The 24,059-nt window shown below is 66.8% G+C and carries 24 protein-coding genes; 15 read left to right on the forward strand and 9 right to left on the reverse strand.

The window, feature by feature from the left end:
- Nucleotides 1-152: 152 nt before the first annotated feature.
- From fdxA to KAJ83_RS05070, 7 genes are all read left to right on the forward strand, one after another.
- A complete protein-coding gene (gene fdxA / locus KAJ83_RS05040) occupies nucleotides 153-491 on the forward strand; it encodes a ferredoxin FdxA (RefSeq protein ID WP_210680941.1) in 339 nt (112 codons plus the stop codon).
- A 536-nt stretch (nucleotides 492-1,027) separates the two neighbouring features.
- On the forward strand, nucleotides 1,028-1,546 hold the full coding sequence (locus KAJ83_RS05045) for a CarD family transcriptional regulator (RefSeq protein WP_210680942.1): 519 nt from the start codon (nucleotides 1,028-1,030) through the stop codon (nucleotides 1,544-1,546).
- 247 nt (nucleotides 1,547-1,793) lie between these two features.
- Entirely contained in the window at nucleotides 1,794-2,612 is an 819-nt protein-coding gene (locus tag KAJ83_RS05050; protein ID WP_210680943.1) for a hypothetical protein, read from the forward strand.
- Nucleotides 2,613-2,800: 188 nt separating this feature from the next.
- The gene (locus KAJ83_RS05055; protein ID WP_210680944.1) at nucleotides 2,801-3,688 is read left to right on the forward strand and encodes an RNA polymerase factor sigma-32; all 888 of its coding nucleotides are present in this window, start codon (nucleotides 2,801-2,803) and stop codon (nucleotides 3,686-3,688) included.
- Between the two features lie 174 nt (nucleotides 3,689-3,862).
- Nucleotides 3,863-4,885: a zinc-dependent alcohol dehydrogenase family protein gene (locus tag KAJ83_RS05060; protein ID WP_210680945.1), complete on the forward strand. Its 1,023-nt coding sequence runs from the start codon at nucleotides 3,863-3,865 to the stop codon at nucleotides 4,883-4,885.
- Nucleotides 4,886-5,091: 206 nt separating this feature from the next.
- Nucleotides 5,092-6,126: a tryptophan--tRNA ligase gene (trpS, locus tag KAJ83_RS05065; protein WP_210680946.1), complete on the forward strand. Its 1,035-nt coding sequence runs from the start codon at nucleotides 5,092-5,094 to the stop codon at nucleotides 6,124-6,126.
- 56 nt (nucleotides 6,127-6,182) lie between these two features.
- Nucleotides 6,183-6,446: a coiled-coil domain-containing protein gene (locus tag KAJ83_RS05070; protein ID WP_210680947.1), complete on the forward strand. Its 264-nt coding sequence runs from the start codon at nucleotides 6,183-6,185 to the stop codon at nucleotides 6,444-6,446.
- A gap of 218 nt (nucleotides 6,447-6,664) precedes the next feature.
- On the opposite strand, the gene KAJ83_RS05075 is transcribed toward KAJ83_RS05070, so the two are convergent.
- A complete protein-coding gene (locus KAJ83_RS05075) occupies nucleotides 6,665-7,417 on the reverse strand; it encodes a sulfite exporter TauE/SafE family protein (RefSeq protein WP_210680948.1) in 753 nt (250 codons plus the stop codon).
- Between the two features lie 146 nt (nucleotides 7,418-7,563).
- Between KAJ83_RS05075 and KAJ83_RS05080 the strand changes: the two genes are divergently transcribed.
- Entirely contained in the window at nucleotides 7,564-8,355 is a 792-nt protein-coding gene (locus KAJ83_RS05080; RefSeq protein WP_210680949.1) for an alpha/beta fold hydrolase, read from the forward strand.
- 9 nt (nucleotides 8,356-8,364) lie between these two features.
- On the opposite strand, the gene KAJ83_RS05085 is transcribed toward KAJ83_RS05080, so the two are convergent.
- Nucleotides 8,365-8,862 (reverse strand): Lrp/AsnC family transcriptional regulator, encoded by a 498-nt coding sequence (locus tag KAJ83_RS05085; RefSeq protein ID WP_210680950.1) that lies wholly within the window; start codon nucleotides 8,860-8,862, stop codon nucleotides 8,365-8,367.
- A 203-nt stretch (nucleotides 8,863-9,065) separates the two neighbouring features.
- On the opposite strand from KAJ83_RS05085, the gene KAJ83_RS05090 reads away from it, so the two are divergent.
- Nucleotides 9,066-10,049, forward strand: coding sequence for a mitochondrial fission ELM1 family protein (locus tag KAJ83_RS05090; protein ID WP_210680951.1), 984 nt, complete (start codon nucleotides 9,066-9,068; stop codon nucleotides 10,047-10,049).
- Between the two features lie 10 nt (nucleotides 10,050-10,059).
- On the opposite strand, the gene KAJ83_RS05095 is transcribed toward KAJ83_RS05090, so the two are convergent.
- Nucleotides 10,060-10,674 carry an HD domain-containing protein gene (locus KAJ83_RS05095; RefSeq protein WP_210680952.1) on the reverse strand — a complete coding sequence of 205 codons (615 nt, stop codon included), beginning with the start codon at nucleotides 10,672-10,674 and terminating at the stop codon, nucleotides 10,060-10,062.
- A 57-nt stretch (nucleotides 10,675-10,731) separates the two neighbouring features.
- A complete protein-coding gene (locus KAJ83_RS05100; RefSeq protein WP_210680953.1) occupies nucleotides 10,732-11,880 on the reverse strand; it encodes a TauD/TfdA family dioxygenase in 1,149 nt (382 codons plus the stop codon).
- Between the two features lie 102 nt (nucleotides 11,881-11,982).
- Between KAJ83_RS05100 and KAJ83_RS05105 the strand changes: the two genes are divergently transcribed.
- Genes KAJ83_RS05105 through KAJ83_RS05120 form a run of 4 tightly spaced genes read left to right on the forward strand, consistent with a single transcriptional unit; the run spans nucleotide 11,983 to nucleotide 16,107 of the window.
- Nucleotides 11,983-12,930 (forward strand): LysR substrate-binding domain-containing protein, encoded by a 948-nt coding sequence (locus KAJ83_RS05105; RefSeq protein ID WP_210680954.1) that lies wholly within the window; start codon nucleotides 11,983-11,985, stop codon nucleotides 12,928-12,930.
- A 56-nt stretch (nucleotides 12,931-12,986) separates the two neighbouring features.
- A complete protein-coding gene (locus KAJ83_RS05110; RefSeq protein ID WP_246484257.1) occupies nucleotides 12,987-13,628 on the forward strand; it encodes a 2OG-Fe(II) oxygenase family protein in 642 nt (213 codons plus the stop codon).
- 41 nt (nucleotides 13,629-13,669) lie between these two features.
- A complete protein-coding gene (locus KAJ83_RS05115) occupies nucleotides 13,670-15,592 on the forward strand; it encodes a hypothetical protein (protein ID WP_210680955.1) in 1,923 nt (640 codons plus the stop codon).
- Nucleotides 15,593-15,600: 8 nt separating this feature from the next.
- Complete coding sequence (locus tag KAJ83_RS05120; protein WP_210680956.1) at nucleotides 15,601-16,107, forward strand: GNAT family N-acetyltransferase; 507 nt, start codon at nucleotides 15,601-15,603, stop codon at nucleotides 16,105-16,107.
- Between the two features lie 17 nt (nucleotides 16,108-16,124).
- On the opposite strand, the gene KAJ83_RS05125 is transcribed toward KAJ83_RS05120, so the two are convergent.
- On the reverse strand, nucleotides 16,125-16,364 hold the full coding sequence (locus KAJ83_RS05125) for a hypothetical protein (protein ID WP_210680957.1): 240 nt from the start codon (nucleotides 16,362-16,364) through the stop codon (nucleotides 16,125-16,127).
- A 104-nt stretch (nucleotides 16,365-16,468) separates the two neighbouring features.
- Between KAJ83_RS05125 and KAJ83_RS05130 the strand changes: the two genes are divergently transcribed.
- Complete coding sequence (locus KAJ83_RS05130; protein WP_210680958.1) at nucleotides 16,469-17,368, forward strand: LysR substrate-binding domain-containing protein; 900 nt, start codon at nucleotides 16,469-16,471, stop codon at nucleotides 17,366-17,368.
- A gap of 56 nt (nucleotides 17,369-17,424) precedes the next feature.
- Entirely contained in the window at nucleotides 17,425-18,315 is an 891-nt protein-coding gene (locus KAJ83_RS05135) for a LysR family transcriptional regulator (RefSeq protein WP_210681276.1), read from the forward strand.
- 56 nt (nucleotides 18,316-18,371) lie between these two features.
- Here the strand turns inward: KAJ83_RS05135 and KAJ83_RS05140 are convergent, their stop codons facing one another.
- From KAJ83_RS05140 to KAJ83_RS05155, 4 genes are all read right to left on the reverse strand, one after another.
- Nucleotides 18,372-18,602 (reverse strand): hypothetical protein, encoded by a 231-nt coding sequence (locus tag KAJ83_RS05140; RefSeq protein ID WP_210680959.1) that lies wholly within the window; start codon nucleotides 18,600-18,602, stop codon nucleotides 18,372-18,374.
- Nucleotides 18,603-18,611: 9 nt separating this feature from the next.
- Nucleotides 18,612-19,085, reverse strand: a complete 474-nt coding sequence (greA, locus tag KAJ83_RS05145; RefSeq protein WP_210680960.1) for a transcription elongation factor GreA — start codon at nucleotides 19,083-19,085, stop codon at nucleotides 18,612-18,614.
- A gap of 238 nt (nucleotides 19,086-19,323) precedes the next feature.
- Complete coding sequence (gene carB, locus KAJ83_RS05150; RefSeq protein ID WP_210680961.1) at nucleotides 19,324-22,581, reverse strand: carbamoyl-phosphate synthase large subunit; 3,258 nt, start codon at nucleotides 22,579-22,581, stop codon at nucleotides 19,324-19,326.
- A gap of 224 nt (nucleotides 22,582-22,805) precedes the next feature.
- On the reverse strand, nucleotides 22,806-24,050 hold the full coding sequence (locus KAJ83_RS05155; protein ID WP_210680962.1) for an OpgC family protein: 1,245 nt from the start codon (nucleotides 24,048-24,050) through the stop codon (nucleotides 22,806-22,808).
- Between the last annotated feature and the right edge of the window lie 9 nt (nucleotides 24,051-24,059).

Here is a 24,059-nt window from a genome sequence, read left to right on the forward strand (position 1 = left end):
AAACGTTGCGTCGCACCCTGGGCATTACTACAAACCCACCGGTGCCGTGCGGTAAAGTCCGGTGCTTGTTTTTCGTCGTGCGTACCCGGCCGGCATCCGGATTATCCCGCAGCGCACCATGTTGATCGCCCGCGTTCGGAGGATCGTCATTCATGACCTATGTCGTTACCGAAGCCTGCATCAAGTGCAAGTATCAGGACTGCATCGAGGTCTGCCCCGTCGATTGTTTCTACGAGGGCGAGAACATGCTGGTGATCCATCCCGACGAATGCATCGATTGCGGTGTGTGCGAACCCGAATGTCCGGCGGAGGCGATCCTGCCCGATACCGAGCCCGAGGCCGAGAAGTGGCTGGAACTCAATCGGGACTACTCCGAGAAATGGCCGAATATCACGCGGAAAGGCGAACCGCCGGCCGATGCCGAGGAATGGGACGGCGTGAACGGCAAGTTCGAGAACCATTTCAGCGCCAATCCGGGTAAGGGAGACTGACCTTTCCCGGATGCCGCGGTGCCCCCGCGGGTCGTCCCGGTACCTGTCGGAACGCGATGTCGGGTTAAGCTTCGCTTTTTATATCAAAAGCTTGCGGGCCAGGTTCCACGTGTCTGGCCAGGATTCCGCGTGTGCGAAGTTTCGCTGGGAAATCGGCGAATTTTATGTTACATTATTACCCATAAATCGAAGCGGCGTCCGGCCACACACATATCCGTCCCCGGGGAAATCCCTGGGCGATGGTGAAATGGCGGACGGCGCGCTTTCAGGCGACCGAATATCCCGCGCCTGGCTGTCGATCCACCGGGCCCGTCCCGGAGGTCGTGCCGGGTCGGGGGAAAATCGCGTCAGGCGCCGGCGGGTAACCGTCCTACGGGCGTCGGGCGCCATCGGCCGGGTGCTTCCGATCGTCGGCCCGCGATCGACCGATCCCGACCGGAGACCGAAATATAGGATCGCAGGGCCCGGTGCCCGGTGGGCCGGGTGAAGCCGCGGACGGTTCGACCCGATGCGGCATACTGGTAACGAGGAATGGAATGGCTAGCAAGTCTTCGGCGAACAAGGCGGGATACCGCAAGGGTGATTTCGTGGTGTATCCGACGCATGGCGTCGGCAAGGTTCTGGGAATCGAGGATCAGGAAATCGCGGGTCAGAAGCTCGAGCTCATCATCATCGAATTCGACAAGGACCGCATGACGCTGCGCGTCCCGGTTGCCAAGGCCGATCAGTCGGGCCTGCGCAAGCTGTCCTCTCCCGATCAGATGAAGACGGCGCTGAAGACCCTCAAGGGTAAGAGCCGCGTGCGCCGGACCATGTGGTCGCGCCGCGCCCAGGAATACGAGGCGAAGATCAATTCCGGCGATCCGGTCGCCATCGCGGAGGTCGTGCGCGACCTGTTCCGCAACGCCAATCAGCCGGATCAGTCCTATAGCGAGCGTCAGCTCTATCAGGCGGCGCTCGACCGGCTCGCGCGCGAGTTCGCGGCCGTCGAGGCGATCGACGAAACCTCCGCCGCCGATCGGTTGGAGCAGATGCTGCAGAAGGCGGCGGCCTAGGCTTTCCTCCCGTCGGGAAGAAGCAGGACGGGCGGGAAAAGGCGGGCGAACCTCGGGGGCGCCCGCCTTTCCCTTGCCCGGTCGCGACGCGCCGTGTCTTTCTGGTGGTTCCATTTGCCCGGAAAGCCCTCTAAAGAGGATGCGGGAGGGACGATCCACCGCGCGCCGGCGGCCGTCCGCGAACAGTCGCCCATATGTGCGAAGGCGCGACAGATCAAGGCGACCGGGAGGACCACGGGCGAAACCCATGGCGGATAGTCGGACGATCATTCCCCTGCGGTCCGCCGCGCGGATATGGGCCGTGGCCGCGATCCACGGCGAGGCGGAACGCCTCGCGGCCCTGCATGACCGCATGGCGGAGGAAATCGATAGCGGCGACCGGATCGTCTATCTCGGCAATTATTTCGGCTATGGGCCCGATGGCCGCGAGGTGCTGGACGAATTGATCCGTTTCCGGCGCTGGTTCCTCTCCTTTCCGCCCTATATGGACGGCGACGACATCGTCTTTCTGCGTGGCGCGCAGGAGGAGATGTGGGTGAAACTGGTGCAACTTCAGTTCGCGACCGAGCCGGCGGCGGTCCTCGACTTCATGGCCGCGCGCGGTATGGGCGAGGCGTTGGCCGCCTTCGGCGCCGATTTGGAGGAGGCGCGCCGCGCCGCGCGCGACGGCACGCTGGCGCTGACCTATTGGTGCAATCGGTTGCGCGACCGGTTACGTGCCATCCCGGGGCACGAGGCGTTCATCGCCGCGCTGGCCCGCGCCGCGCTGGTCGCCCCGGCGGGGGAGCGCGGCGGCATGCTTCTCGTTCATTGCGGTCTTGATCCGGAAAAACCGCTCGATGCCCAGGCGGATGCCTTCTGGTGGGCGCCGCGTGGATTCGAGCGCTTGGATACCGCCTTCCAGGGGTCGATTACCCGCGTCGTGCGCGGGTTCGACCCGGAGGCCGCCGGCGTCGTCGACCGTGCGCTCACCCTCTCCATCGACGCGGGCGCGGGGCGCGGTGGGCCGTTGACCGCCGTGCGGCTCTCCCCGACGGGGAAGCTTGAGAAGCGCTACACCGTCTGACCCCAGATCTCTTCCCTTCGGCCTTTTTCCCACCTGTCGTTCGCTGCGAATGCATCGCGAGCGGAAAGATGATATATTTCGGCTCGCGAAAGTGATCCGTTTTCCCACGGTCGACGTATTACCTCATGCAAGAACGCGCGCGCTGCCCGCAAGGACCGGCCACGCCGCAAGCGAGAGGGATCAGGGACATGGCCTATATCGATGATCCGGAGACCCAACGGGCGAATCTGCGCTTCATCAAGGCGTCGATGAAGCAGCCGCTCCTCACCCGCGAACGCGAGATGGAATTGGCCCGTCTCTGGCGCGAGACGGGGGACGAGGCGGCGTTGCACGAGATGGTCTCGGCCTATACGCGCCTTGTCGTCTCGATGGCGTCCAAGTTTCGCAATTACGGCCTGCCGGTCGGCGATTTGGTTCAGGAAGGCTCGGTCGGTCTGATGCAGGCCGCCGCGCGGTTCGAACCGGAGCGCGATATCCGTTTCTCCACCTATGCCAGTTGGTGGATCCGTTCGGCCATGCAGGATTACGTGCTGCGCAATTGGTCGATCGTGCGTACCGGCACGACGGCGGCGCAGAAATCCCTGTTCTTCAACCTGCGTCGACTGCGCGCCAGGATCGCGGATGCCTCCGCGACCCAGCTTACCCCGCAGCAGCGCGCCGCCATCGCGGCGGAACTTAAGGTCAATCCGCGCGACGTGGAGAGCATGGAAAGCCGCCTCGCCGCGGGCGACCAGTCGCTCAACGCGCCGGTCGGCGAGGAGGAGGACGGCGGCAACTGGCTCGACTTCCTGCGCGACGACCGGGCCAGCCCGGAGGAGGTGGTCTCCGGCCTGCGCGACAGCGAGACGCGCTCGCGCTGGCTCGCCGAGGCGATCGGCGAGTTGAGCGCGCGCGAACAGACCATCATCCGTCGCCGCCGGCTGGTCGAGGAAGGCGCGACGCTGGAGGAGCTGGGCCGCGAACTCGGCGTCAGCAAGGAGCGCGTCCGGCAGTTGGAGCATCGCGCCCTCGGCAAGTTGCGCAAGAGCCTCGAAAGCTGCGCGGAACGGCCCGGCGACCTGCTGGTCGAGGCCTGAACGCACGACATTCGACCTCCCCCAAGATCGGTTTCGATCGACCTCGCCCGGGCTTTGGTCCGGGCGTTTTTTTGTTTGGTCCCATGTTCGGCCCCATGTTCGGTCCCGGAGTCTGGAGCCTTCGGGGCGCGCATGGCACCCTGCGCCCGCGCGGCGGCAGGATGAAGGAGAAGAATGATGAAGGCCATGCGGCTCGAGGAGGATTTCGGGCTGGAGAATATCCGCTATCGCGACCTGCCCGATCCGGAACCCGGCCCGGGCGAGGTGGTGATCGCGATCGAGGCGGTGGCGATCAATCCGCGCGACCGACTGATGATGCTGGGCGGCTATGGTCGGATGGGCGGTCGGCCGCCGCTGATTCCGCTGTGCGACGGGGCGGGGCGGATCGCGGCCGTCGGCCCGGGGGTCGATGGGGTCCGGGAAGGTGATTTCGTCTTTCCCCATTATAGCCGGACATGGCCGCGCGGGCTGCCCGACCCCTCCGCCCACGGGGGCGCGCATGGCGGACCGCTGGATGGGACGATGCGCGCGCTGATGCCGGTGCCGGCCACGGCCGTGGTCCAGGCGCCCGTCCATCTGACGGCGGCGGAGGCGGCGGCGTTGCCCTGTGCCGGGGTCACCGCCTGGTCGGCCGTGGTGGAACAGGCGCGGATCAAGACCGGTCAGCGGGTACTGATTCAGGGGACGGGCGCGATTTCCCTCTTCGCCCTGCAATTCGCGAAGCTTCAGGGGGCGGAGGTCGTCCTGATCTCCTCCAGCGACGAGAAGCTGGAACGCGCCCGCGCGCTCGGCGCCGATCACCTGATCAATTATCGCGACGTTCCGGATTGGCATAAGCCGGTGCGGGAGATGACGGCGGGGTTGGGCGTCGACCATGTGGTGGATGTCGGCGGGGCGGCGACGCTCGAAAACTCCATCGGGGCCGTGCGTACCAGCGGGTCGATCAGCCTGATCGGCGTGCTGGGCGGCTCGCGGCCGCCCTTCGATCTCGGCCGCGTCGTCACCCGCAATATCCGCCTTCAAGGTGTCACCGTCGGCGGCCGGGACATGGCGGAGCGCATGGCGGCCGCCGTCGCGTTCCACCGCATGCGCCCGGCATTGGAGGAAAAGCGCTTTGCCTTCCGGGACCTGGCCGGGGCATTGGATGCGCTGCCGGAGGGGCGGCATTTCGGCAAGGTCGTGTGCGAGGATTTCTGAATCCGGCATCCTCGTGACGCCCGCCCGCCGCGCCTTGCGTGACGCCCGCCCGCCGCGCCTTGCGTGACGCCCGCCCGCCGCGCCTTGCGTGACGCCCGCCCGCCGGGCACTTGCTTGACGCCCGCCCGCCGCCCGGCGATAAGGCGGGCGACCGCAGCCGATCCATCCTGATCAATCGCAATGACGCCTCGGGGAGTCCACATCCCATGACCGGTAAGAGCTATCCCGCCGCCCCCACCGCCCGCGTCTTCTCGGGCATCCAGCCGACGGGGCACCTGACGCTGGGCAATTATCTGGGCGCGATCCGCAATTGGGTGCCGTTGCAGCGGGAGTTCGAATGCCTCTACTGCATCGTCGATCTGCATGCGATCACGATGTTCCAGGAACCGGCGGCCCTGCACGCCGCGACCCGTCAGGTCGCGGCGGCGCTGATCGCCTGCGGTATCGACCCGACGCGCCATATCCTCTTCAACCAGTCGCTGAACCCGGATCACGCGGAGCTTGCCTGGTACTTCAACTGCGTGGCGCGGATGGGCTGGCTCTCCCGCATGACCCAGTTCAAGGAGAAGGCGGGCAAGGACCGGGAGCGCGCCTCGGCCGGCCTCTTCGTCTATCCGAACCTGATGGCGGCGGACATTCTGGCCTATCGCGCGAACCGCGTGCCGGTGGGCGAGGACCAGAAGCAGCATCTGGAACTCGCCAACTCGATCGCGGACAAGTTCAATCACGATTGGGAGGTTCCGGGCTATTTCCCCGAGATCGACCCCCTGATCCTGGGCGAGGCGACGCGGGTGATGTCGCTGCGCGACGGCACCAAGAAGATGTCGAAGTCCGACCCCTCGGACATGAGCCGCATCAACCTGACCGATACGGCCGACCAGATCGCCCAGAAAATCCGCAAGGCGAAGACCGATCCGGAACCCCTGCCGACCGAGGCCGCCGGTTTCGAGAATCGACCGGAGGCCCGCAATCTGGTGACGATCTATGCCGCCTTGACCGACAAATCGGTGGCCGATGCGCTGGCGGAAGTCGGCGGCCAGGGGTTCGGCGATTTCAAGAAGCAACTGGCGGACGCGGCGGTCGCCCATCTCTCCCCGATCACGGAGGAAATGAACCGCCTGCTGGCCGATCCGGCGGAGATCGACGCCACCCTCTTCAAGGGGGGCGAAAAGGCGCGTGCCCTATCCCGACCGGTCCTGGCCCAGGTTCGTGATATACTGGGGTTCGTGCATTCGGGATGAGGCGCGAGGCCCGATCCGGATAGGACCATGACCCGTCGAGAGCGGGAGGATATAGGGTGACACGGGACGAGGCGATCGGATGGCTGCGCCTGCTCGGGGATGCGCTGGAGGAACAGCGCGTCGAAGTGGAATTGCTGCGTCGCCAGTCCGAACGCCTGATCGAGGAATGCGAGGCGTTGCGGGCCAGTCTCGCGCGGTATGGCGCGTCCTGGACGCCTGTTCTGAGCGACCTTGATCGTCTGAGGAACCATGTCGTCCGAACCGGCGCGTTCGCCACGGCCGGAAGCCCCGACGGCGATATCCGGACGCGTTCCCTTTAGAGCATGATGATATGACATGGACCTATCCGGGACGCCCTTTCGGTTTCCTGGCTAGGAGCGCGGCGTGACGCTGTCCCCCTTATGATCCTGGGGGGGGCCGAACCGCGTCGAGGCCGCTTCACGATGAACCACATCGCCCGCGCGCCCTCTCCCCATGGGGCCGTGGGCCGGAAACCCGGAAAACGATCTCGGATGGGTCCATGTCATATCATCATGCTCTAGAAGGAAAGCAGCGCCGATAGTCGGTCTCCGACCAACGACAACCCCGCCACCGCCAGCATGACCAGAACATAGCGCCGGAATTGCGCGCTGCTGGCCCGGCGATAGAGCCATAGCCCCCCGATCGCGCCGATCACGGCGAGGCCCGTCACCATCGCCACCAGCCACGCGTCCGACAACGCCACGCGGCCGCTGGCGTAATGGCCGATGGCCGCGGTCAGCAGCACCATCAGATTGAAGGGCTGGTAGACGCCGCGCTGTTCGTCCTTCGGCCAACCGCGCAGGCCCGCCCAGATCGTCGGCAAGGGCCCGGACAGGCTGAGCAACCCGCCGAAGAAACCGCCGCCCACGCCGACGGCCGCGTCCGCGGCCCGTCCGCCCCAGCGCACCACCGGCGGCACCCGAACCAGCAGCCCATAGGCGGCATAGGCGACGAGGAAGATGCCGAGGCCGAGCTTCACGGCCTCCCGGTCCAGGACCGGCAGCAGGAATACCCCGATCGGCATGCCGATGACCCCGCCCGCCAGGAAAGGCAGCAGCCGGGGCCAATGGATGCCGTGGCGCACGAAGGTCAGCGTGGTGATATGCGCGGCCACCGCGATGGTGGCCCCCAGCGGTACGACGAAGGTCGGGCTGGCCACATGAATCCAGATGCTGAGCGAGATCAGCCCGGTGCCGAGACCGGTCAGGCCCGAGACGAAACCGGCGACGAGTGCGCCGCCCGCCATGACGGAAAGGAACAGGATGTCCATGATGGTCTCTTGTCGCGAGCCTCTTTCGGTCGCGGACGGGCCGGGCACGGCCGTCCGCCTTGCGTGGGGGGATGGCGGGTGGTTCGATGGAACTTCTCTAGGCCATGCCCGCGCCAATTGAAAGCAGTCCGGACGGAAAGACACTCATGCCGCTCACGCTCGCGACGACCGACCTGTCGACGGATCGATCGGAAACGCCCCTCGTCATCCTGCACGGCCTGTTCGGGCAGCGGAAGAACTGGACCAGTTTGCAGAAGCAATTCGCGCGTAGCCGCCCCGCGATCGCCGCGGATCTGCGCAACCATGGGGAAAGTCCCTGGGACGACGCCATGGATTATCCGGCGATGGCGGCCGATGTCGCCGCCCTGATCGAGGGGGTGCCGGGCGGTGGTCCCGCCGACGTCCTGGGTCATTCCATGGGGGGTAAGGTGGCGATGATGCTGGCGCTCACCCGGCCGGAGTTGGTCGCGCGCCTGATCGTGGTCGATATCGCGCCCGCGCCCTCGACCGCCGGGGGGCTCGCCGCCTATGCGGAGGCGATGCGCGCCCTCGACCTTTCCGGGGTGACTCGCCGGGGCGATGCCGATTCGATGCTGGCCGACGCGGTGCCGGATCAATCCGTGCGCGCCTTTCTTCTGACCAACCTCGCGCGCGAGGGGGAGGGCTATGGCTGGCAGCCGAATCTCGACGTGCTGGCGGCGCGCATGGATGATATCGAGGGTTTTCCGGAGCCGGAGGACGGCGCGACGCCCTATGAGGGGGAAACCCTCTTCATCGCCGGCGGAAAATCGGATTATGTCGGCCCGCAGCATCAGGCGGCGATCGACCGCCTCTTCCCCCGCGCCCGGATCGATACCATTCCCAGCGCCGGCCATTGGGTCCATGCGGAGGCCCCCCGGCCGTTCATGGAGACGGCCCTGGGCTTCTTGGACGATTAAGTCCGGCCGTCAGTCCAGATCCTCGTCCGGCCGTTCCGGGTCGATCGGCACGCCCACGTCGCGCTTGGAGGTGCGGATGCCGATGGCGGAGCGCACATGGCTGACATTCGGCGCGGCGGTCAGTTCGTTCGTCAGGAAGCGGTTATAGCTGTCGAGATCCCGGGCCACGACCTTCAACAGGAAGTCGGTCTCGCCCTGGAGCATGTGGCATTCGCGCACGAGCGGCCAGCGCCCGACCCGTTTCTCGAACTCCACCAGATCGCTTTCCGCCTGGCTTTCCAGGCCGACGAAGGCGAAGACGGTGACGCCGTAGCCGAGCTGTTCCTCGTCCAGGTCCGCATGATAACCGCGGATGAAACCGGCCTCCTCCAGCGCGCGCACGCGGCGCAGGCAGGGCGGGGCCGAGATGCCCGCGTTCTTGGCGAGTTCGACATTCGTGATCCGGCCATTGGCCTGCAGATCGCGCAGGATCTTGCGGTCGATCTTGTCGAGTTTGGTGCGGCGCATGAGGCTCACTTTCCATCGCGGGAAGTCGCGCATGCCTTACCGCGAACCGAGGGTAAAGCGCAACATTGTTAGCGCATCCGCGAAGGGCACGCGATCGGGTGGAGGGGAAGCTTGCCCGGTTGGGAGCGTATCGGCATAGTCCCGCGCGATTCGGGCCGAGGTGGCCCGCGCGAAGGTTCTCACGACAAGACAGTTGGAGCGCGATGCAGCCGGTTGACGAGTTCTGCTGGGTCCTGACCGACGGCAAGGCCGGGATGGAGGCGCAAGCGCTTGGCCTGGCGGAAGCCGTCGGCCTGCCCGTTACGATGAAACGGTTGCGCGGCGGCTTCCCCTGGCGCTTCCTGCCGGCCGCTTGCTGGCCGCCGGGCGTCATGGGCTTGAGCCCGCGCAGCGATCAATTGGTCCCGCCCTGGCCGCGTCTCGTGATCTCCTGCGGCCGCCATGCGGTCGGCCCGGCGCTGGCGGTGCGCCGGCGCAGCCGGGGGGCGACGGTCGTGGTGCATGTCCAGCACCCGCATGTGCCGCTCTCGCGCTTCGATCTGGTGGTCGCCCCGCGTCACGATCGCGTGAACGGCCCGAATGTCGAGGTGACGACCGGCTCCGTTCACCGAATCACCCGGGCGCGTCTCGACGAGGCCGCGGCCGCGATGGCCGAGGATTTCAAGTATCTGCCCCGGCCGTTGATCGCGGTGCTGATCGGCGGCACCAACGGGGCCTATCGCCTCGACGAGGTGGAGAGCGCGCGCCTCGCCCATCAGCTCAAGGATCTCTCGGCGAAGACACGGGGCAGCCTGTTGGTCACGCCCTCGCGCCGCACGGGCGAGGAAAATATCCGCATCCTGCGCCGCGCGCTTCACGCGGTGCCCAGCAAGGTCTGGGACATGCAGGGGGAGAATCCCTATTTCGGCTGGCTGGGCGCCGCCGACGCGGTGCTGGTGACGGGCGATTCGGTCAATATGGTCTCGGAGGCGACGGCGACCGGCAAGCCGGTCTATCGCCTCGACCTTCCGACCGTGGGCCGGGTCGAGAAGTTCAAGCGCTTCCACGCGGCGATGGAGGAGCTCGACGCCGTCCGCCCCTTCGAGGGCCGGATCGATCTGGACTGGACGCCGGGCACGGTGGATGACACGCCGCGCGCGGCCGCGCGGGTGAAGGCGCTGCTGGCCGAACGCCGGGCCGACGCCTGAGCGCCGGCGCCTAAGCCGCGATCAGCGGCTCCCGCGCGCCGGGTCGCAGGACCGCTTCCGCCCAAACGGGCCGGGCGAAGACCTCCCGCACCATCGGCGCGAAATGGGAAAGCGGCAGCGTCTCGTAATCCGGATCGAAGGATGTCTGGTCCCACCGCTCGCAGAAGGTGACCGCGGCGTCATAATGCGGGCTGTCGGCATATTTCCGCCGCGCCTGCGGATCGGCGCCGATCTTGTCGCCGTAATAGGCGAGTTGGAAGATGCCGTGATGGCGCACGACCCAAGTCACCTCCTCGCGCACATAGGGGGCGAGGATATCGGCGGCCAGGCTGTCGTGATTGAAGGGGGCCAGCCCGTCGCCGATATCGTGCAGCAGGGCGGCGACGATCCAGTCGGTATCCGCGCCGTCCCGTTCCGCGCGCGTCGCCGATTGCAGCGAATGGTCCAGCCGGCTGATCCGGTAGCCGGACAAGCCTTCCTCCAAGGTTTCGAGCTGCGTCAGAAGCCGATCGGCCAGCCCGGCGGCATAGCGTTCCTCCAGCCGGTGCAGCAGGGCGTATTCGGCCTCCGTGCCGTCCTGCATGCGGGTGAAGCCGACGGTCCCGTCCGCGTTGGGTTCGTTCATTCTCCTCGTCTCCCTCGTCTCGTATCGCCTCGCCTTGCCACGTCTTGCCCCATCGGGTCACGCGACTTCGCGGCCGACCTCCGTCGCCATGCCGCCGCGCGCCAGCACGCGATAGAGGCTTTCCGGCCCGTCATGATCGATATAGCAGCCCTGAAGATGCCGGAAACCGCCGGCGCTGTCGAAGGCCGTGCGGCCGTGCAGCAGGCGGTGATTGTCCATCATCATCAACATGCCCGGCTCCAGCCGGAATTCGATCCGGAAGGCGGGATCGCGCGCCAGGTCGTGCAGCCGCCGGCGCCCGCGATAGAACAGCGTCAGTCTTTCCGTCTCCACCGGGGGGACATAGTCGAGGCGCGGGCTGAAGCGCAGGGTCTTGAGCCGCCCGTCCGGCCAGCGCTCGATCATCGGCACCCGGGTCTCCAGGCTGGAATAGGTGGAATCATAGACGAAGCGCACCGGCATGGTTTCCAGCACGCGGACCGCCTCCGGCATCTCCTCCTCCAGCGCCGCGACCAACGCCTCGCCGTCGACCAGGGTGGAGCGCCCGCCCTCGACCGTCGTCTCCAGGCAATGCAGCATCTGGATGCCCGGCACCGGCCGGCGATAGGGATTGTCCGCATGCGCGGCCAGCGCGTTTCCGGTATAGGCGAGGTCGATCGGGTCCGGCTTGGTCCTGACGTCGAACAGCGGGCCGAAATTCGTCTCGCGCAGGTACCCGAAGCGCGCGGCGATCCGAAGCAGCGACCCCGGCTCGCGCGGGGTTTCGTTCAGGATACAGAAGCCGGTGCGGAAGAAGCCTTCGAGCATCGTCCTCAACGCCGCCGGATCATCCAGCGAGTCCCATCGCGCATCCGTGCGCGCGACCGTCGCGGCCGTCCAGGGCTCCGGCGCGGGAACGCGCAACGGGTCGTCCAGCCAGCCCAGTTCGATCGCCAGTTCATAGAGGTCGAGGGCGCGCGCGCCACCATCGCTGAAGCCGAGGCGCAGGCGTCCGTCATCGCCCAGGCTTGCCTGATGCACGGCCAGATCCTCGGGCAGTTCGCAGGGCTCGAACAGGCGCTGACGGCTGACCGGGTCGAAATCGGCGGGGTCGTCGCCGCGCTCGCGCAACCACAGGGGATGCAAATCCGTCGCGCGGCCGTGCGCGCCGCGCAGATGGAGGTAGCCCTCCCGTGACACGATCGCCGCCTCTATGCCGTGCGTCATGGCTTCGCGCTCCTCGATTCGCCACGTTGATGCCTTCCCTTACGCCTGATGATGCGCATTGATCCACTTGGAAAATTCTGATGCATCTCATAACATGAAGTTATGAAAGCACTGCGCCATCGCCTGTTGAATGCCAATGCCTTGCTGGTTTTCGAATGCGCCGCGCGGCTGACCAGTTTCACCCGCGCGGCGGAGGAACTGGGGATCAGCCAGCCGGCGGTCACCCGCCATGTGCGTGGGCTGGAGGAGGCGCTGGGCCGGCCCTTGTTCCGGCGCCGGCACAATCGCCTCGCGCTGACCGAACCGGGGGAGCGTCTGTGGCTCAGTGTCAGTCATGGCTTCCACGATATCGCGGAGACGCTGGAGGCCATTCGCCAGACCGACAGCCGCCCGCGTGTCGTGGTGGCCTCCCATTCCGGATTCGCCCAGCAATGGCTGATGCCGCGGTTCTCGGCGCTCTGCGCCGAACTGCGCGATTTCGATGTGCGCCTGATGGTCTCCGACCGGGAGACGGAACTGGATCGCGGCGGCTATGATTTCGCGATCCGCATCGGTGGGCGGCGCGCGCGCGGCGGCCCGCTGGCCCACGCGCTGGCGGACGAATATGTGTTCCCGATCGCCTCCCCCGCTTTCCTCGCCGCCAATCCCCATTATCGCGATGCGTCGCCGGCGGATCTGCTGCATGCGCCGCTGCTGCATATGGACGAGGGGGATCAGGCCTGGATGACCTGGTCCGGCTGGTTCCGGGCGAACGGCGTCGCGGGTCGCGTGCCCCGGCCGGAAGTGCTCTACACCAACTATCCGCTGGTGCTGCAGGAGGTGATGGCCGGGCGCGGCATCGCGCTCGCCTGGCGGCCACTCACCGACCTGCCGGTCGGCCAGGGGGCGCTGGTGCCGGTCGGGCCGGCGGTTCACAATCCGGAAACCGGCTATTATCTGACATGGCGGGGCGACGGGCCGGCGGCTGAACGCGCGCCGTCGCTGTGTGCGTGGTTCGATGTGGAAATCGCGGCGACCGCCACGCCCGGGCGGGACCCGGCGGCCGCGTGATTTCGCGGGCGCCGTTGCGTTTGCGAAGGGGCGCTCCGTCGCTTACAAGAAGGTTCATGATGCAGGCGACAGAGCTCTCCACGATCGATATCGCGCGGTTGCGCGCGTGCCCGGTGAATGGGGACCCGTTCCGGCATATGATCGTACCCGGGTTCCTGCGGGCCGACGCCGCCCCGGCGGTTGATTCCGATTATCCCAAGCTGGATCGCGGCGGTTCCATTCCGTTGGGCGCGCTCGACTATGGCCCGGCTTTCGCCCGGTTGATCGCGGAGTTGCGCTCGCCCGAGATGACGGCGGCGGTGGCGGAGAAGTTCGATATCGACCTCGCCGGCCGGCCGACCATGGTGACCGTGCGCGCGCGCTGCCGGCTCAAGGACGGCCAGATTCATACCGACAGCAAGGGCAAGCTCGTCACCGCGCTGCTTTATATGAATGGCGGCTGGGAGGCCGATGGCGGGCGGCTGCGGCTGCTGCGCGGGCCGGATTCGCTCGACGATTACGCGGCCGAGGTACCGCCGGACGCGGGCACCCTGCTGCTCTTCAAATGCACCGAGGACGCCTGGCACGGGCATAAGCCGTTCGAGGGGCCGCGCCGCGCGATCCAGCTCAACTGGGTGGTGGACGAGAGTTACCTCAAGCGCGAGCAGCGGCGCCACGGCCTCTCGGCGCTGCTCAAGAAGCTTCCCTTCGCCTCCTGAAGCGGGGCAATTCCCAAGGACCGGATCGGAGGACGCGGACCATGCCGCTCAATATCGAGACCTTCTCTAACAGGATCGGCGGCATCTCGACCTTCAAGGCGCTCGGCCATCCCTTGGCGGTGGCGCCCGCGCGCGCGCTGATGGAACGGCTGGCGGCGGCGGGGCCCGTCGCGCTCTACGACCCCCTCGGCATGGCGGAGGCGGTGAACGCGATCCACGATCTCTCCGGCCTCGATCTATGCGGTCTTTACGTCCAGGACATCGAGGCGGTGGGCGCGGTTCATGTGGGCCTGACCGCCCAGCCGGTAACGGACCTGAAGGCCTCCGGCGCGCGGACGGTGCTGCTGACCGCGTTCGAGGCCGACCGGCTGGCCGATCATGTCCGCCACCTGCTGCCGGAGGGGGCGGAGATCGTCACCCTCGACGCCATCCGCATCCCGGAGGCGATGCAGACCAACCGGCGGCGCTATCTCGACAACCTCAACTGGGCCACCAATTTCGCCTTCTTCCGCGACGATGACGACGGGCATCACACGCGCCTCGTCACCGCCAATTACTGGGGCGGCTACGGCGCCAAGGATGTCGAGGTCTGGTGTTGCCTGTTCGACGCGGCGGGGGAGGTTCTGGCCGACTGGCGGGAAGCCCTGGGCCCCGCCAACGGCACCTTCACGGTGGACAGCAAGGCCGTGCGGCGGCGCTTCGGTCTCGGCCCCTTCACCGGCCAGCTTTTCCTGCATGTGATCGGGGCGGCGGGGCACGACATCGTCAAATACGCCCTCGACACCTATGGCGAGGGGGCGGACGTGCTTTCCTGCACCCATGACGCCAATGCCTGGCCGGCCGATCTTTATGCCGGATTGCCGGCACCGGCGTCGGGGGAACGCGTGGTGCTCTGGGTTCAGAACAGCCATCCGACCCCGATCCCGAAAGGGGCCATCGGCCTCAACCGCATGGGACGGGAGAGGGTCGCCTGGTTGGAGGAGGAGGTGCCGGCCTTCGGGTCACACGCCCTCGACGTCTCGACGCTGATGCCCGGGCTTTCCTGGCCGGAGCAGATCGAGATCCAGGCCGGCAAGCATTTCGTGCGCCCGCGCTACGAGATCACCAAGGCCGACGGCCGCCTGCGCATCAGCCATCCCAATGTCGAACGGGTGGACCTGAAACCCGATCCGAAGATCCCCGACCTCGCCAATCTGATGGGGAAGGGCTATCTGCTGCCCGCGCCGATCCTGCCCCCCGCGCATTACGAGAGCCTGGTCCTGCCGACGCCGATGTCGACGGCCCAGGACAATCTGCCGATCGCGGTGGTGCTCCTGGACCGGACGGGCAACGAGATCGCGCGCCACGGCTTCGGCTGTCTGCCGCGCGATCATGCGGAGCAGCTCGACCTCGGCCGTCTGGCGGTCGATTCGGGCCTCGCGCCGGAAGATTACGGCCATGCGGAGTTGATCTACGATTTCGCGGACGGGGGCGAGGCCGATGGGTGGCTGCACGGTCTGTTCCGCTATACCGACGCGCGCTCCGGCCATGCGGCGGAGACCAGCTTCGGCGCGCATATCTTCAACCATATCCTGACATATAGGAACGAGCCGCAGAGCTATGCCGGCCGTCCGCCGGGCCTTTCGACCCGGCTGTTCCTGCGCATCGGGCCGGACGGCTACGACGCCTTCTGTCATCTGATCTATCCCGCCTCAACCGATTGGCACGCGTCGAGCGATACCAGGCTCTCGCTGATGAACGCGTCGGGCGTGACGGTCGCGGAGCGCGCGGTCGCCATTCCCTGCGGCGGCAGCTATCGCTTCACCCAGCGCGGCCTGTTCGACGCGGCGGAGTGCGCGGCCGCGGGCGATGCGGGCTATATCCTGATCCGCGACGTGACCTGCCGCCTTTTCGGCTATCACGGGCTGATGGCGGGAGAGAACGGCGCGTCCAGCTTCTCGCTCGACCATATGTTCGGGTTCTGAGCGCTCCCATGCTCCAAGGCGCCGCCGCGATCCGGGCGGAGCGGCCGGCGGATGGGCCGGCGATCGCGGCGCTTCATCGTGATGCCTTCGACGGCCCGGACGAGGCCCTTCTCGTCGATCGCCTGCGCGCCGATGGGGATGTCGTCCTTTCGCGCGTCGCTTGCGCCGGGCCGGCCGTGATCGGGCATATCCTCTTCTCGCGCATGGATGCGCCTTTTCCCGCGCTGGCCCTGGCACCGCTCGCCGTGGCGGCGGATCATCGGCGTCAGGGCATCGCGGCCGCCTTGATCGGGGATGGCTTGGCGGCGGCCCGCGTGCGTGGCTGGGTGGCGGTCTTCGTGCTGGGCGATCCGGCCTATTACCAGCGATTCGGCTTCTCTCACGAGGCGGCGGCCGGGTTCGAAAGCCCCTATCAAGGCCCCGGTTTCATGATGTGCGCGATCGACCCCGGCGGCTTGCCGGCAGGGGGGAGGGGCGTCCTGCATCACGCCCCGGCCTTCGCCCGGCTGGGATAGCGCGGGGCGCGGCCCGCCTACCGATCGAACCAAAGGCGCAGCGCCTCGATCTCCCGGCGGTGAATATCCTCCGGCAGTTCCTCCACGCCGATATCGCGGCGCAGATGCGACGGCAACCGGGCGAGGTCGCGGCGGATTCGATGTTGCCTCACGGCCTCGCGCGTGCCGTCGATCAGCCGCTTCGCGGCCAGATGCAGGCGGCCCGTCGGGCGGCGTTCTTCCGTCTTTTCCGCGCAAGCCGTCATCGTGCAGGTCATCGTACCGCTCCTTTTTTCGTCTCCGGTCATACCGGTAATCTGGGCCGGGATGACAGCGGCGAAAAACGGCATTATCTTGCATCGATATAAGGAAAGCTTGCATCTTGACCCGACGCTCCCTGCCGCTGAATGCCTTGCGCGCCTTCGAGGCCGTCGGCCGCCATCGGAACATCTCCCATGCGGCGGACGAGCTTGCACTGACCCATGCGGCGGTCAGCCGGCATATCCGCAATCTTGAGAAGGAGTTGGGCGCCGCGCTCTTCCGCCGGACCGCGCGCGGGGTGGAGCCCCTGCCGCATGCGCGCGCGCTGCTGGAGGCGATGACGGGAAGCCTCGCGGCGATCGGGGAGAGCTATGACGCGCTCGCGGGGCGCAAGACGACGCGGCTGACGGTCAGTTGCGGGGTCTGTCTCGGCATGCGCTGGTTGCTGCCCCGCTTGAGCGATTTCGAGGCCGAGGCCGGGTTCATCGAGGTCGATGTCGATGCGACGCCCGATGTCGTCGATATCGCGCGCCACGAGGCCGATTTCGCCCTGCGTTTCCTGCCCGAGGCGCCGGGCGCGGAGACGGATGGCATCGTGCATGACCGGCTGTTCGGGTCCGCCATGGTTCCGGTCGCGGCGCCCGCGCTGGCCGCGACACTGGACGGCGGCGGGCCGGAGGCGTTGTTGGAGGCCAAGCTGCTGCAGGAGGATGACGGCCGGCTCTGGTCCTATTGGTTCGAGGCCCAGGGGTTGAGCTTCGATCGGCCCAAGCGGCGGACGACGAAGGTCACGGGCTCCGTTCTCTCGATCGAGGCGGCGATGCGCGGTCTCGGCGTGGCCCTGGGGCCGGCGGAACTGATCGGCGATGAGTTCGAGCGGGGAACGCTCGCCGTGCCGCGCGGGATGGAGACGATTCCCTTCGGCGCCTATTATCTCGTCCATCTGCCGGAGACGGCGCGGCGCAAGGCCGGGGCCGCGTTTCGCCGGTGGGTCCTGGCGCAGGCGGCAGCCGCCGGCTGAAGGGTGCAATGCTCTAGCACCGCTGCGCCGATTCGGCTAACGTCCCGGCCATGCCGATGGATTGGGACAGATTGCGCATTTTTCATGCCGTGGCCGAGGCGGGCAGCTTCACGCATGCCGGCGAGCGGCTGAATCTGAGTCAATCCGCCATCAGCCGGCAGATCTCCTCCCTGGAGGAGAGCGTGAAGGTCCCCCTTTTCCACCGCCATGCGCGCGGCCTGATCCTGACCGAGCAGGGGGATATGCTGTTCCGCACGGTGAAGGACGTCTTCCATAAGCTCTCGATGGTGGAGGCGCGGCTGGCGGAATCGAAGGACCGGCCGAGCGGTCCCCTGAAGGTCACGACCACGACCGCCTTCGGTTCGACCTGGCTGACGCCGCAGATCAAGGAGTTCATCCATCTCTTCCCCGATGTGGAGGTGAGCCTGATCCTCTCCGACGAGGAACTCGATCTCGGGATGCGTCAGGCGGATGTCGCGATCCGGATGAGCCCGCCGCGCCAGCCGGACCTCGTCCAGCGGCCCTTGATGAGCTACACGACCAAGGTTTACGGCGCGGTCGCCTATCTCGAAGCCAAGGGCCGCCCCGGCAAGCCGGAGGAGTTGGACGGCCACGATATCGTCGTCTTCGGGGAGGAGACGCCGATGCCGGTGAAGACGGTCAATTGGTTGCTGGAAGCCGGGGCGCGGCCGGAGACGCCGCGTCGGCCGATCCTGCGGGTCAATTCCGTCTATGGCGTCTATCGCGCGGTGCGCAGCGGCCTCGGCCTCGCCAGCCTGCCGGAATTCATGATGCCGGAGAAGATGGGGTTGGAGCAGGTTCTGCCGGAATTGAGCGGCCCGACCACCCAGGCCTATTTCGTCTATCCGGAGGAACTGCGCCATTCCAAGCGCATCGCCGTCTTCCGCGACTTCCTGTTGCGCAAGGTGGCGGAGATGCAGTTCTGAAGCCCCGGCGGGGGCGCACCGCCGCCGCTCCCGGACAGCCGCTCCCGGACACCGGTCTATCGGTCGTCGAACTGACCGGCTTCGCGCGGGGCGCGGCGTGGATCCTGGAAATCGTCGACTTCTTGATCGTGCCCACTCCGGTGGGAGCGGTGCATGAGCACCATCAGAGCGGCGTAGAGCCCGAAGGAGAAGATCAGCGCCAGCAGCACCGCGATCCAGCCATGGATCGAGAAATTCAGGCCGGACAACTCATTGAGCCAGACAGCCAAACTGTCGAGGAAATTCATGGCGCCGGATCACTTATAGCTGACGGAAACGACTTCGTAGTCCTTGGTTCCGCCGGGGGTGGTCAGTTCGAAGCTGTCGCCGACCGACTTGCCGATCAGGGCGCGGGCAAGCGGCGAGGCGATCGAGAGCTTGCCTTCCGAGATATCGGCCTCCAATTCGCCGACGAGGCGATAGACCGACTCTTCGTCCGTATCGCAATCCGCCACGGTCACGGTCGCGCCGAACTTCACCTGATCGCCGGAGAGCTTCGAGGGGTCGATCACGTCCGCCCGGCTGATGCTGTCCTCAAGCTGGGCGATGCGCCCTTCCACGAAGGACTGACGCTCGCGCGCGGCATGATATTCGGCATTCTCCGACAGATCGCCATGCTCGCGCGCCTCGGCGATCGCCTGGATGATCGCCGGGCGTTCCTGCGTCTTGAGGGTCTTGAGCTCTTCCTGCATGGCCTCGTAGCCCTGCAGCGTCATCGGCACTTTCTGCATCGACGATTCCGTCCCGCCTGTTTTCGTCCCGTCGCCGCGTCATGCGCCACGGGGTGTCGATCTTCTTGTTCCGTGCCGGCATCCGGCACCTCGTCCAACCGTCCGCCCGATCGCCCCCCGATACCTTTCGATACCTGACGGGCGCACCGCCGCCGATACCCCCCGTCAGGAAGCCGGCAGGCGGCGCGACGATCCTTTCGGGACCGGTCGAACCCTTGGCTCTCTCGGGGGGCAGCGACTAGGCAGAGCGTTTAAAGTACGATTGAAGCGGAGCGACTTCAAGGGTGCCTTCCTTAAGCGCCCGGATCGCCATCGCCGCCGCGCGCACACCGGATACCGTGGTGTAGTAGGGCACCTTCTGTGCCAGCGCCGCCTGACGCAGACTGGCGCTGTCCTCGATCGCCTTGCGGCCCTCGGTCGTGTTGAAGATCAACTTGACCTCGCCGTTGATGATCGCGTCCACCACATGCGGCTGGCCTTCCAGCACCTTGTTGACCCGACGCACCTCCAGGCCGTGTTCGGCCAGGAAGCGCTGGGTTCCGCTGGTGGCGATCAGCGTCAGCCCGGCCTCCAACAGCATGCGGGCCGGCTCCAGCACCGCTTCCTTGTCGGAATCCTTGACCGATATGAAGGCCGTGCCTTCCGTCGGCAGGTCGGCGCCGCAACCGATCTGCGCCTTGGCGAAGGCATGCGCGAAATCGCTGTCGAGGCCCATGACCTCGCCGGTCGATTTCATCTCCGGTCCCAGCAGCACATCGACGCCGGGGAAGCGGTTGAAGGGGAAGACCGCCTCCTTCACCGCGACGCGCGGGGCAAGGGAGCGATTCTCCAGATCGAAGGCTTCCAGCGTCTCGCCCGCCATCACGCGCGCCGCGATCTTGGCGATCGGCAGGCCGGTGGCCTTGGCGACGAAGGGAACCGTTCGGCTGGCGCGCGGATTGACCTCCAGGATGAAGACCCGGCCCTGTTGCACCGCATATTGCACGTTCATCAGCCCGACCACGCCGAGCGCGTGGGCCAGCGCCTCGGTCTGGCGCTTCATCTCCTCGACGGTCTCGTCCGGCAGTGAATAGGGCGGCAGCGAGCAGGCGCTATCGCCGGAATGGATACCGGCCTCCTCGATATGCTCCATGATGCCGGCGACATGGACGCGCGTCCCGTCGCAGATCGCATCGACATCCACCTCGATCGCGTCGCGCAGATAGAAGTCGATCAACACCGGGCTCTTGCCGGAAACCAGAACGGCGGTGCGGATGTAGCGCTTCAGTTCCGCTTCGTCATGGACGATCTCCATCGCCCGGCCGCCCAGCACGTAGGATGGGCGCAGCACCACCGGATAGCCGATATCGGCGGCGATCTTGAGCGCCTGCTCCTCCGAGGTGGCGATGCCGTTGGGCGGCTGCATCAGCCCCACCTCGTTCAGCAGGCGCTGGAAGCGCTCGCGATCCTCGGCCAGGTCGATGGCATCCGGTGGTGTGCCCAGGATCGGGATGCCGGCGGCCTCCAGCGCGCCCGCGAGCTTGAGCGGCGTCTGCCCGCCGAACTGCACGATACAGCCCAGGACCTCGCCGCGCTCCTGCTCCTTGCGGACGAGCTCGATCACGTCTTCCGCCGTCAGCGGCTCGAAATAGAGCCGGTCGGAGGTGTCGTAGTCGGTCGAGACCGTTTCCGGGTTGCAGTTGACCATGATGGTTTCGAACCCGGCATCGGACAGCGCATAGGCCGCATGGACGCAGCAGTAATCGAACTCGATCCCCTGGCCGATGCGGTTCGGCCCGCCGCCCAGGATGACGACCTTACGGCGGTCGGTGACCTCGGCCTCGTCCTCCGGCTCGGTGATGCCGTCACCTTCATAGCAGGAATACATATAGGGGGTCGCGCTCGGGAACTCCCCGGCGCAGGTGTCGATGCGCTTAAAGACCGGTCGCACGGAAAGGGCGTGCCGATGCGCCGCGACCGCGTCCGCGGTCTTGCCGGTGAGCTGGCCCAGCCGCTCATCCGAGAAGCCGAGCTTCTTGAGGCCCAGCATCGCCTGCCGGTCGTTCGGCAGCCCCTCGGCGCGGACCCGGCTCTCGGCCGCCAGGATTTCCGCGATACGCTCCAGGAACCAGGGGTCGATGCGGGTGATGCGGTGCGCCTCCTGGACGCTCATCCCCTGGCGCATGGCCTGCGCGACCTTGAGCAGCCGGTCGGATGTCGGCTTGGCGATCGCCGCGCGCATCGCGTCCGGGTCCTCGCCGATCTCCATGTCGTCCAGGCCGCAGAGTCCGGTCTCCATCGAGCGATAGGCCTTTTGCAGGCTTTCCGGGAAGGTGCGGCCGATCGCCATGGCCTCGCCCACCGATTTCATCGAGGTGGTGAGATAAGGGTCGGCGCCCGGGAATTTCTCGAAGGTGAAGCGCGGCATCTTGGTGACGACATAATCGATCGTCGGCTCGAAGCTGGCCGGCGTCACCTTGGTGATGTCGTTGTCGAGCTCGTCGAGCGTATAGCCGCAGGCGAGCTTGGCCGCGACCTTGGCGATCGGGAAGCCGGTCGCCTTGGAGGCCAGCGCCGAGGAGCGCGAGACGCGCGGGTTCATCTCGATCACGACGAGGCGCCCGCTCTCCGGATCGACCGCGAACTGCACGTTCGAGCCGCCGGTATCCACCCCGATCTCCCGCAGGCAGGCGATCGAGGCGTCGCGCATGATCTGATATTCCTTGTCGGTCAGCGTCAGCGCGGGCGCGACCGTGATCGAATCGCCGGTATGGACCCCCATCGGGTCCAGGTTCTCGATCGAGCAGATGATGATGCAGTTGTCGTCCTTGTCGCGGACGACCTCCATCTCGTATTCCTTCCAACCGAGCACGGATTCCTCGACCAGCACCGTGTGGACCGGCGAGATGGCGAGGCCGTATTTCGCCATCCGCTCGAACTCCTCGCGGTTATAGGCGATGCCGCCGCCGGTGCCGGCGAGCGTGAAGCTGGGCCGGATGATCGCGGGCAGCCCGACATAGTCGAGCGCGCGCATCGCCTCCTCCATCGAGGAAACCTGCTGCGAGCGCGGGCTCTCCAGGCCGATGGCGTCCATCGCCTCGCGGAAGCGCTGGCGATCCTCCGCCTTGTCGATGACGTCGGCGTCGGCGCCGATCATCTCCACGCCCAGGCGCTCCAGCGTACCGTCGCGGAACAGGTCGAGCGCGGTGTTGAGGCCCGTCTGCCCGCCCATGGTCGGCAGCAGGACGAGCTTCTCGTCCGGATGCTCGGCGCGTTCGCGTTCCAGGATACGGGCGACCGTGTCGGGACGGATCGGTTCGACATAGGTGGCGTCGGCCGTCTCCGGATCGGTCATGATGGTGGCCGGGTTGGAGTTGGCGAGGACGACGCGGTAGCCCTCCTCCTTCAAGGCCTTGCAGGCCTGAGTCCCGGAATAGTCGAATTCGCAGGCCTGTCCGATCACGATCGGACCGGCGCCGATGATCATGACCGCATCGATGTCTGTGCGCTTGGGCATGGGGGCGCGGTGCCTCGGTCGGTTTGTCAGCGTTGGCGCGAAAAGGGCGCGCGGTGATTGCGGCCCGCTTTCGTCGCGTCCCCGCCCGATCCGGCCACGCACGAAGGCGCGGCCGCGCGGCGAGGGGGCCGACCCGCGAACCGGGGCGTGTTTACATCATGGCAGGGGGGGACGCCAGCCCCCGCACGCGGGATTCCACGCAGCGCGCGATGCCCCATGGCATGTCATTCCGCGCCCGCCGGCCGGACGTGCGTCGCTGTCGGGTCGCCCCGGCCGGCGGCATTCGACCGCATGTCCGAGGGAGAGACCTTCGTTCGTTCCCGCCAGGGCTGGCGCTTCAGCATCGTGCACCAATAGGCGAAGCCGACCAGAACCGCCATGCCGCCCAGATTGACCAGCAGGAAGGTGATCCCGTTCCGCCCCATCTGGTCGAGCGCCATGCCGGCGATTCGCGCTAGTCCCATGGAGAGAAGGAAAATCGGCAGCGAATTGCGGCCCACCGTGATGATCGGCATGGCATAGCGCGAAAGCAGCGCCGCCTCCCGCCCCTCCACGACACGTAGGGCGAGATAGGCCAGCGCCAGGAAATGCAGATAGCGCAGGATGCCGAAATCCGTCTTGTCCCGGATTGGCCAGATCACGACGCGCAGCTCGCGCAGCGCCTCGAAATGCTGTGCCGTCCCCCAATGGGCCGCGGGAATGCAGAGCACGACGAACAGCGCGCAGATCCAGGTCAGGGCGGCGGAACGCGGCGGCGGCGGCAACCAGCCCCGCGCGAAGGAGAAGCCGGTAAAGAACAGAAGCTGCCAAGCCAGCGGATTGAAGAACCATTCGCGCGTGACGTCCTCCCGCCACGCCTCCGCCGGGAGGTCCCAGCCGAACCCGGCATTGAGCGCGTAGAGCGTGAAGCTCGCCGCGATCGGCAGCAGCTTATGTACGAGCGAGAGCGCCATGATCGCCGGCACCATGACGAGCGCGCCGATATACATCGGCAGAATGTCGAAATAATTCGGGACGTAGGTCAGCGTGAAGAGCCCCATCATGCCCTCCGCCGGGTGCTCCAGGAACCAGCCGAGATTGAGTCCGTCGATATACTCCCCCTCCGGCAGGAGGTGGGCGCCCGCGACCGTGATCGCGGCGATATAGAAGAACATCCCGATATGGGCGGCATAGACCTGCCAGACGCGGAACAGGATGCGCGTGCAGCCATAGCCGAACCCCGCCTTCACGAAGGTACCGCCGAACGCGATGGCGGCGGCGAAACCCGAGCAGAAGACGAACATCTCCGTCGCGTCCGACCAGCCGAAGCGTGCCGGGATGAACAGCGTCCAGAGATTGCCCGGCACATGCGCGATGAAGATGATCAGCATCGCGATACCCCGGAAGAAATCCAGGCGTGGGTCGCGGGGCGTCTTGGCCGGAACCGGATTGGGCGCGGGGGTCGGGACGGAGGTCGGGGGTGGGGCCATTCGTTTCTC

The sequence above is a fragment of the Marivibrio halodurans genome, assembly GCF_017963645.1.
GTDB lineage: Bacteria > Pseudomonadota > Alphaproteobacteria > UBA8366 > Aestuariispiraceae > Marivibrio > Marivibrio halodurans.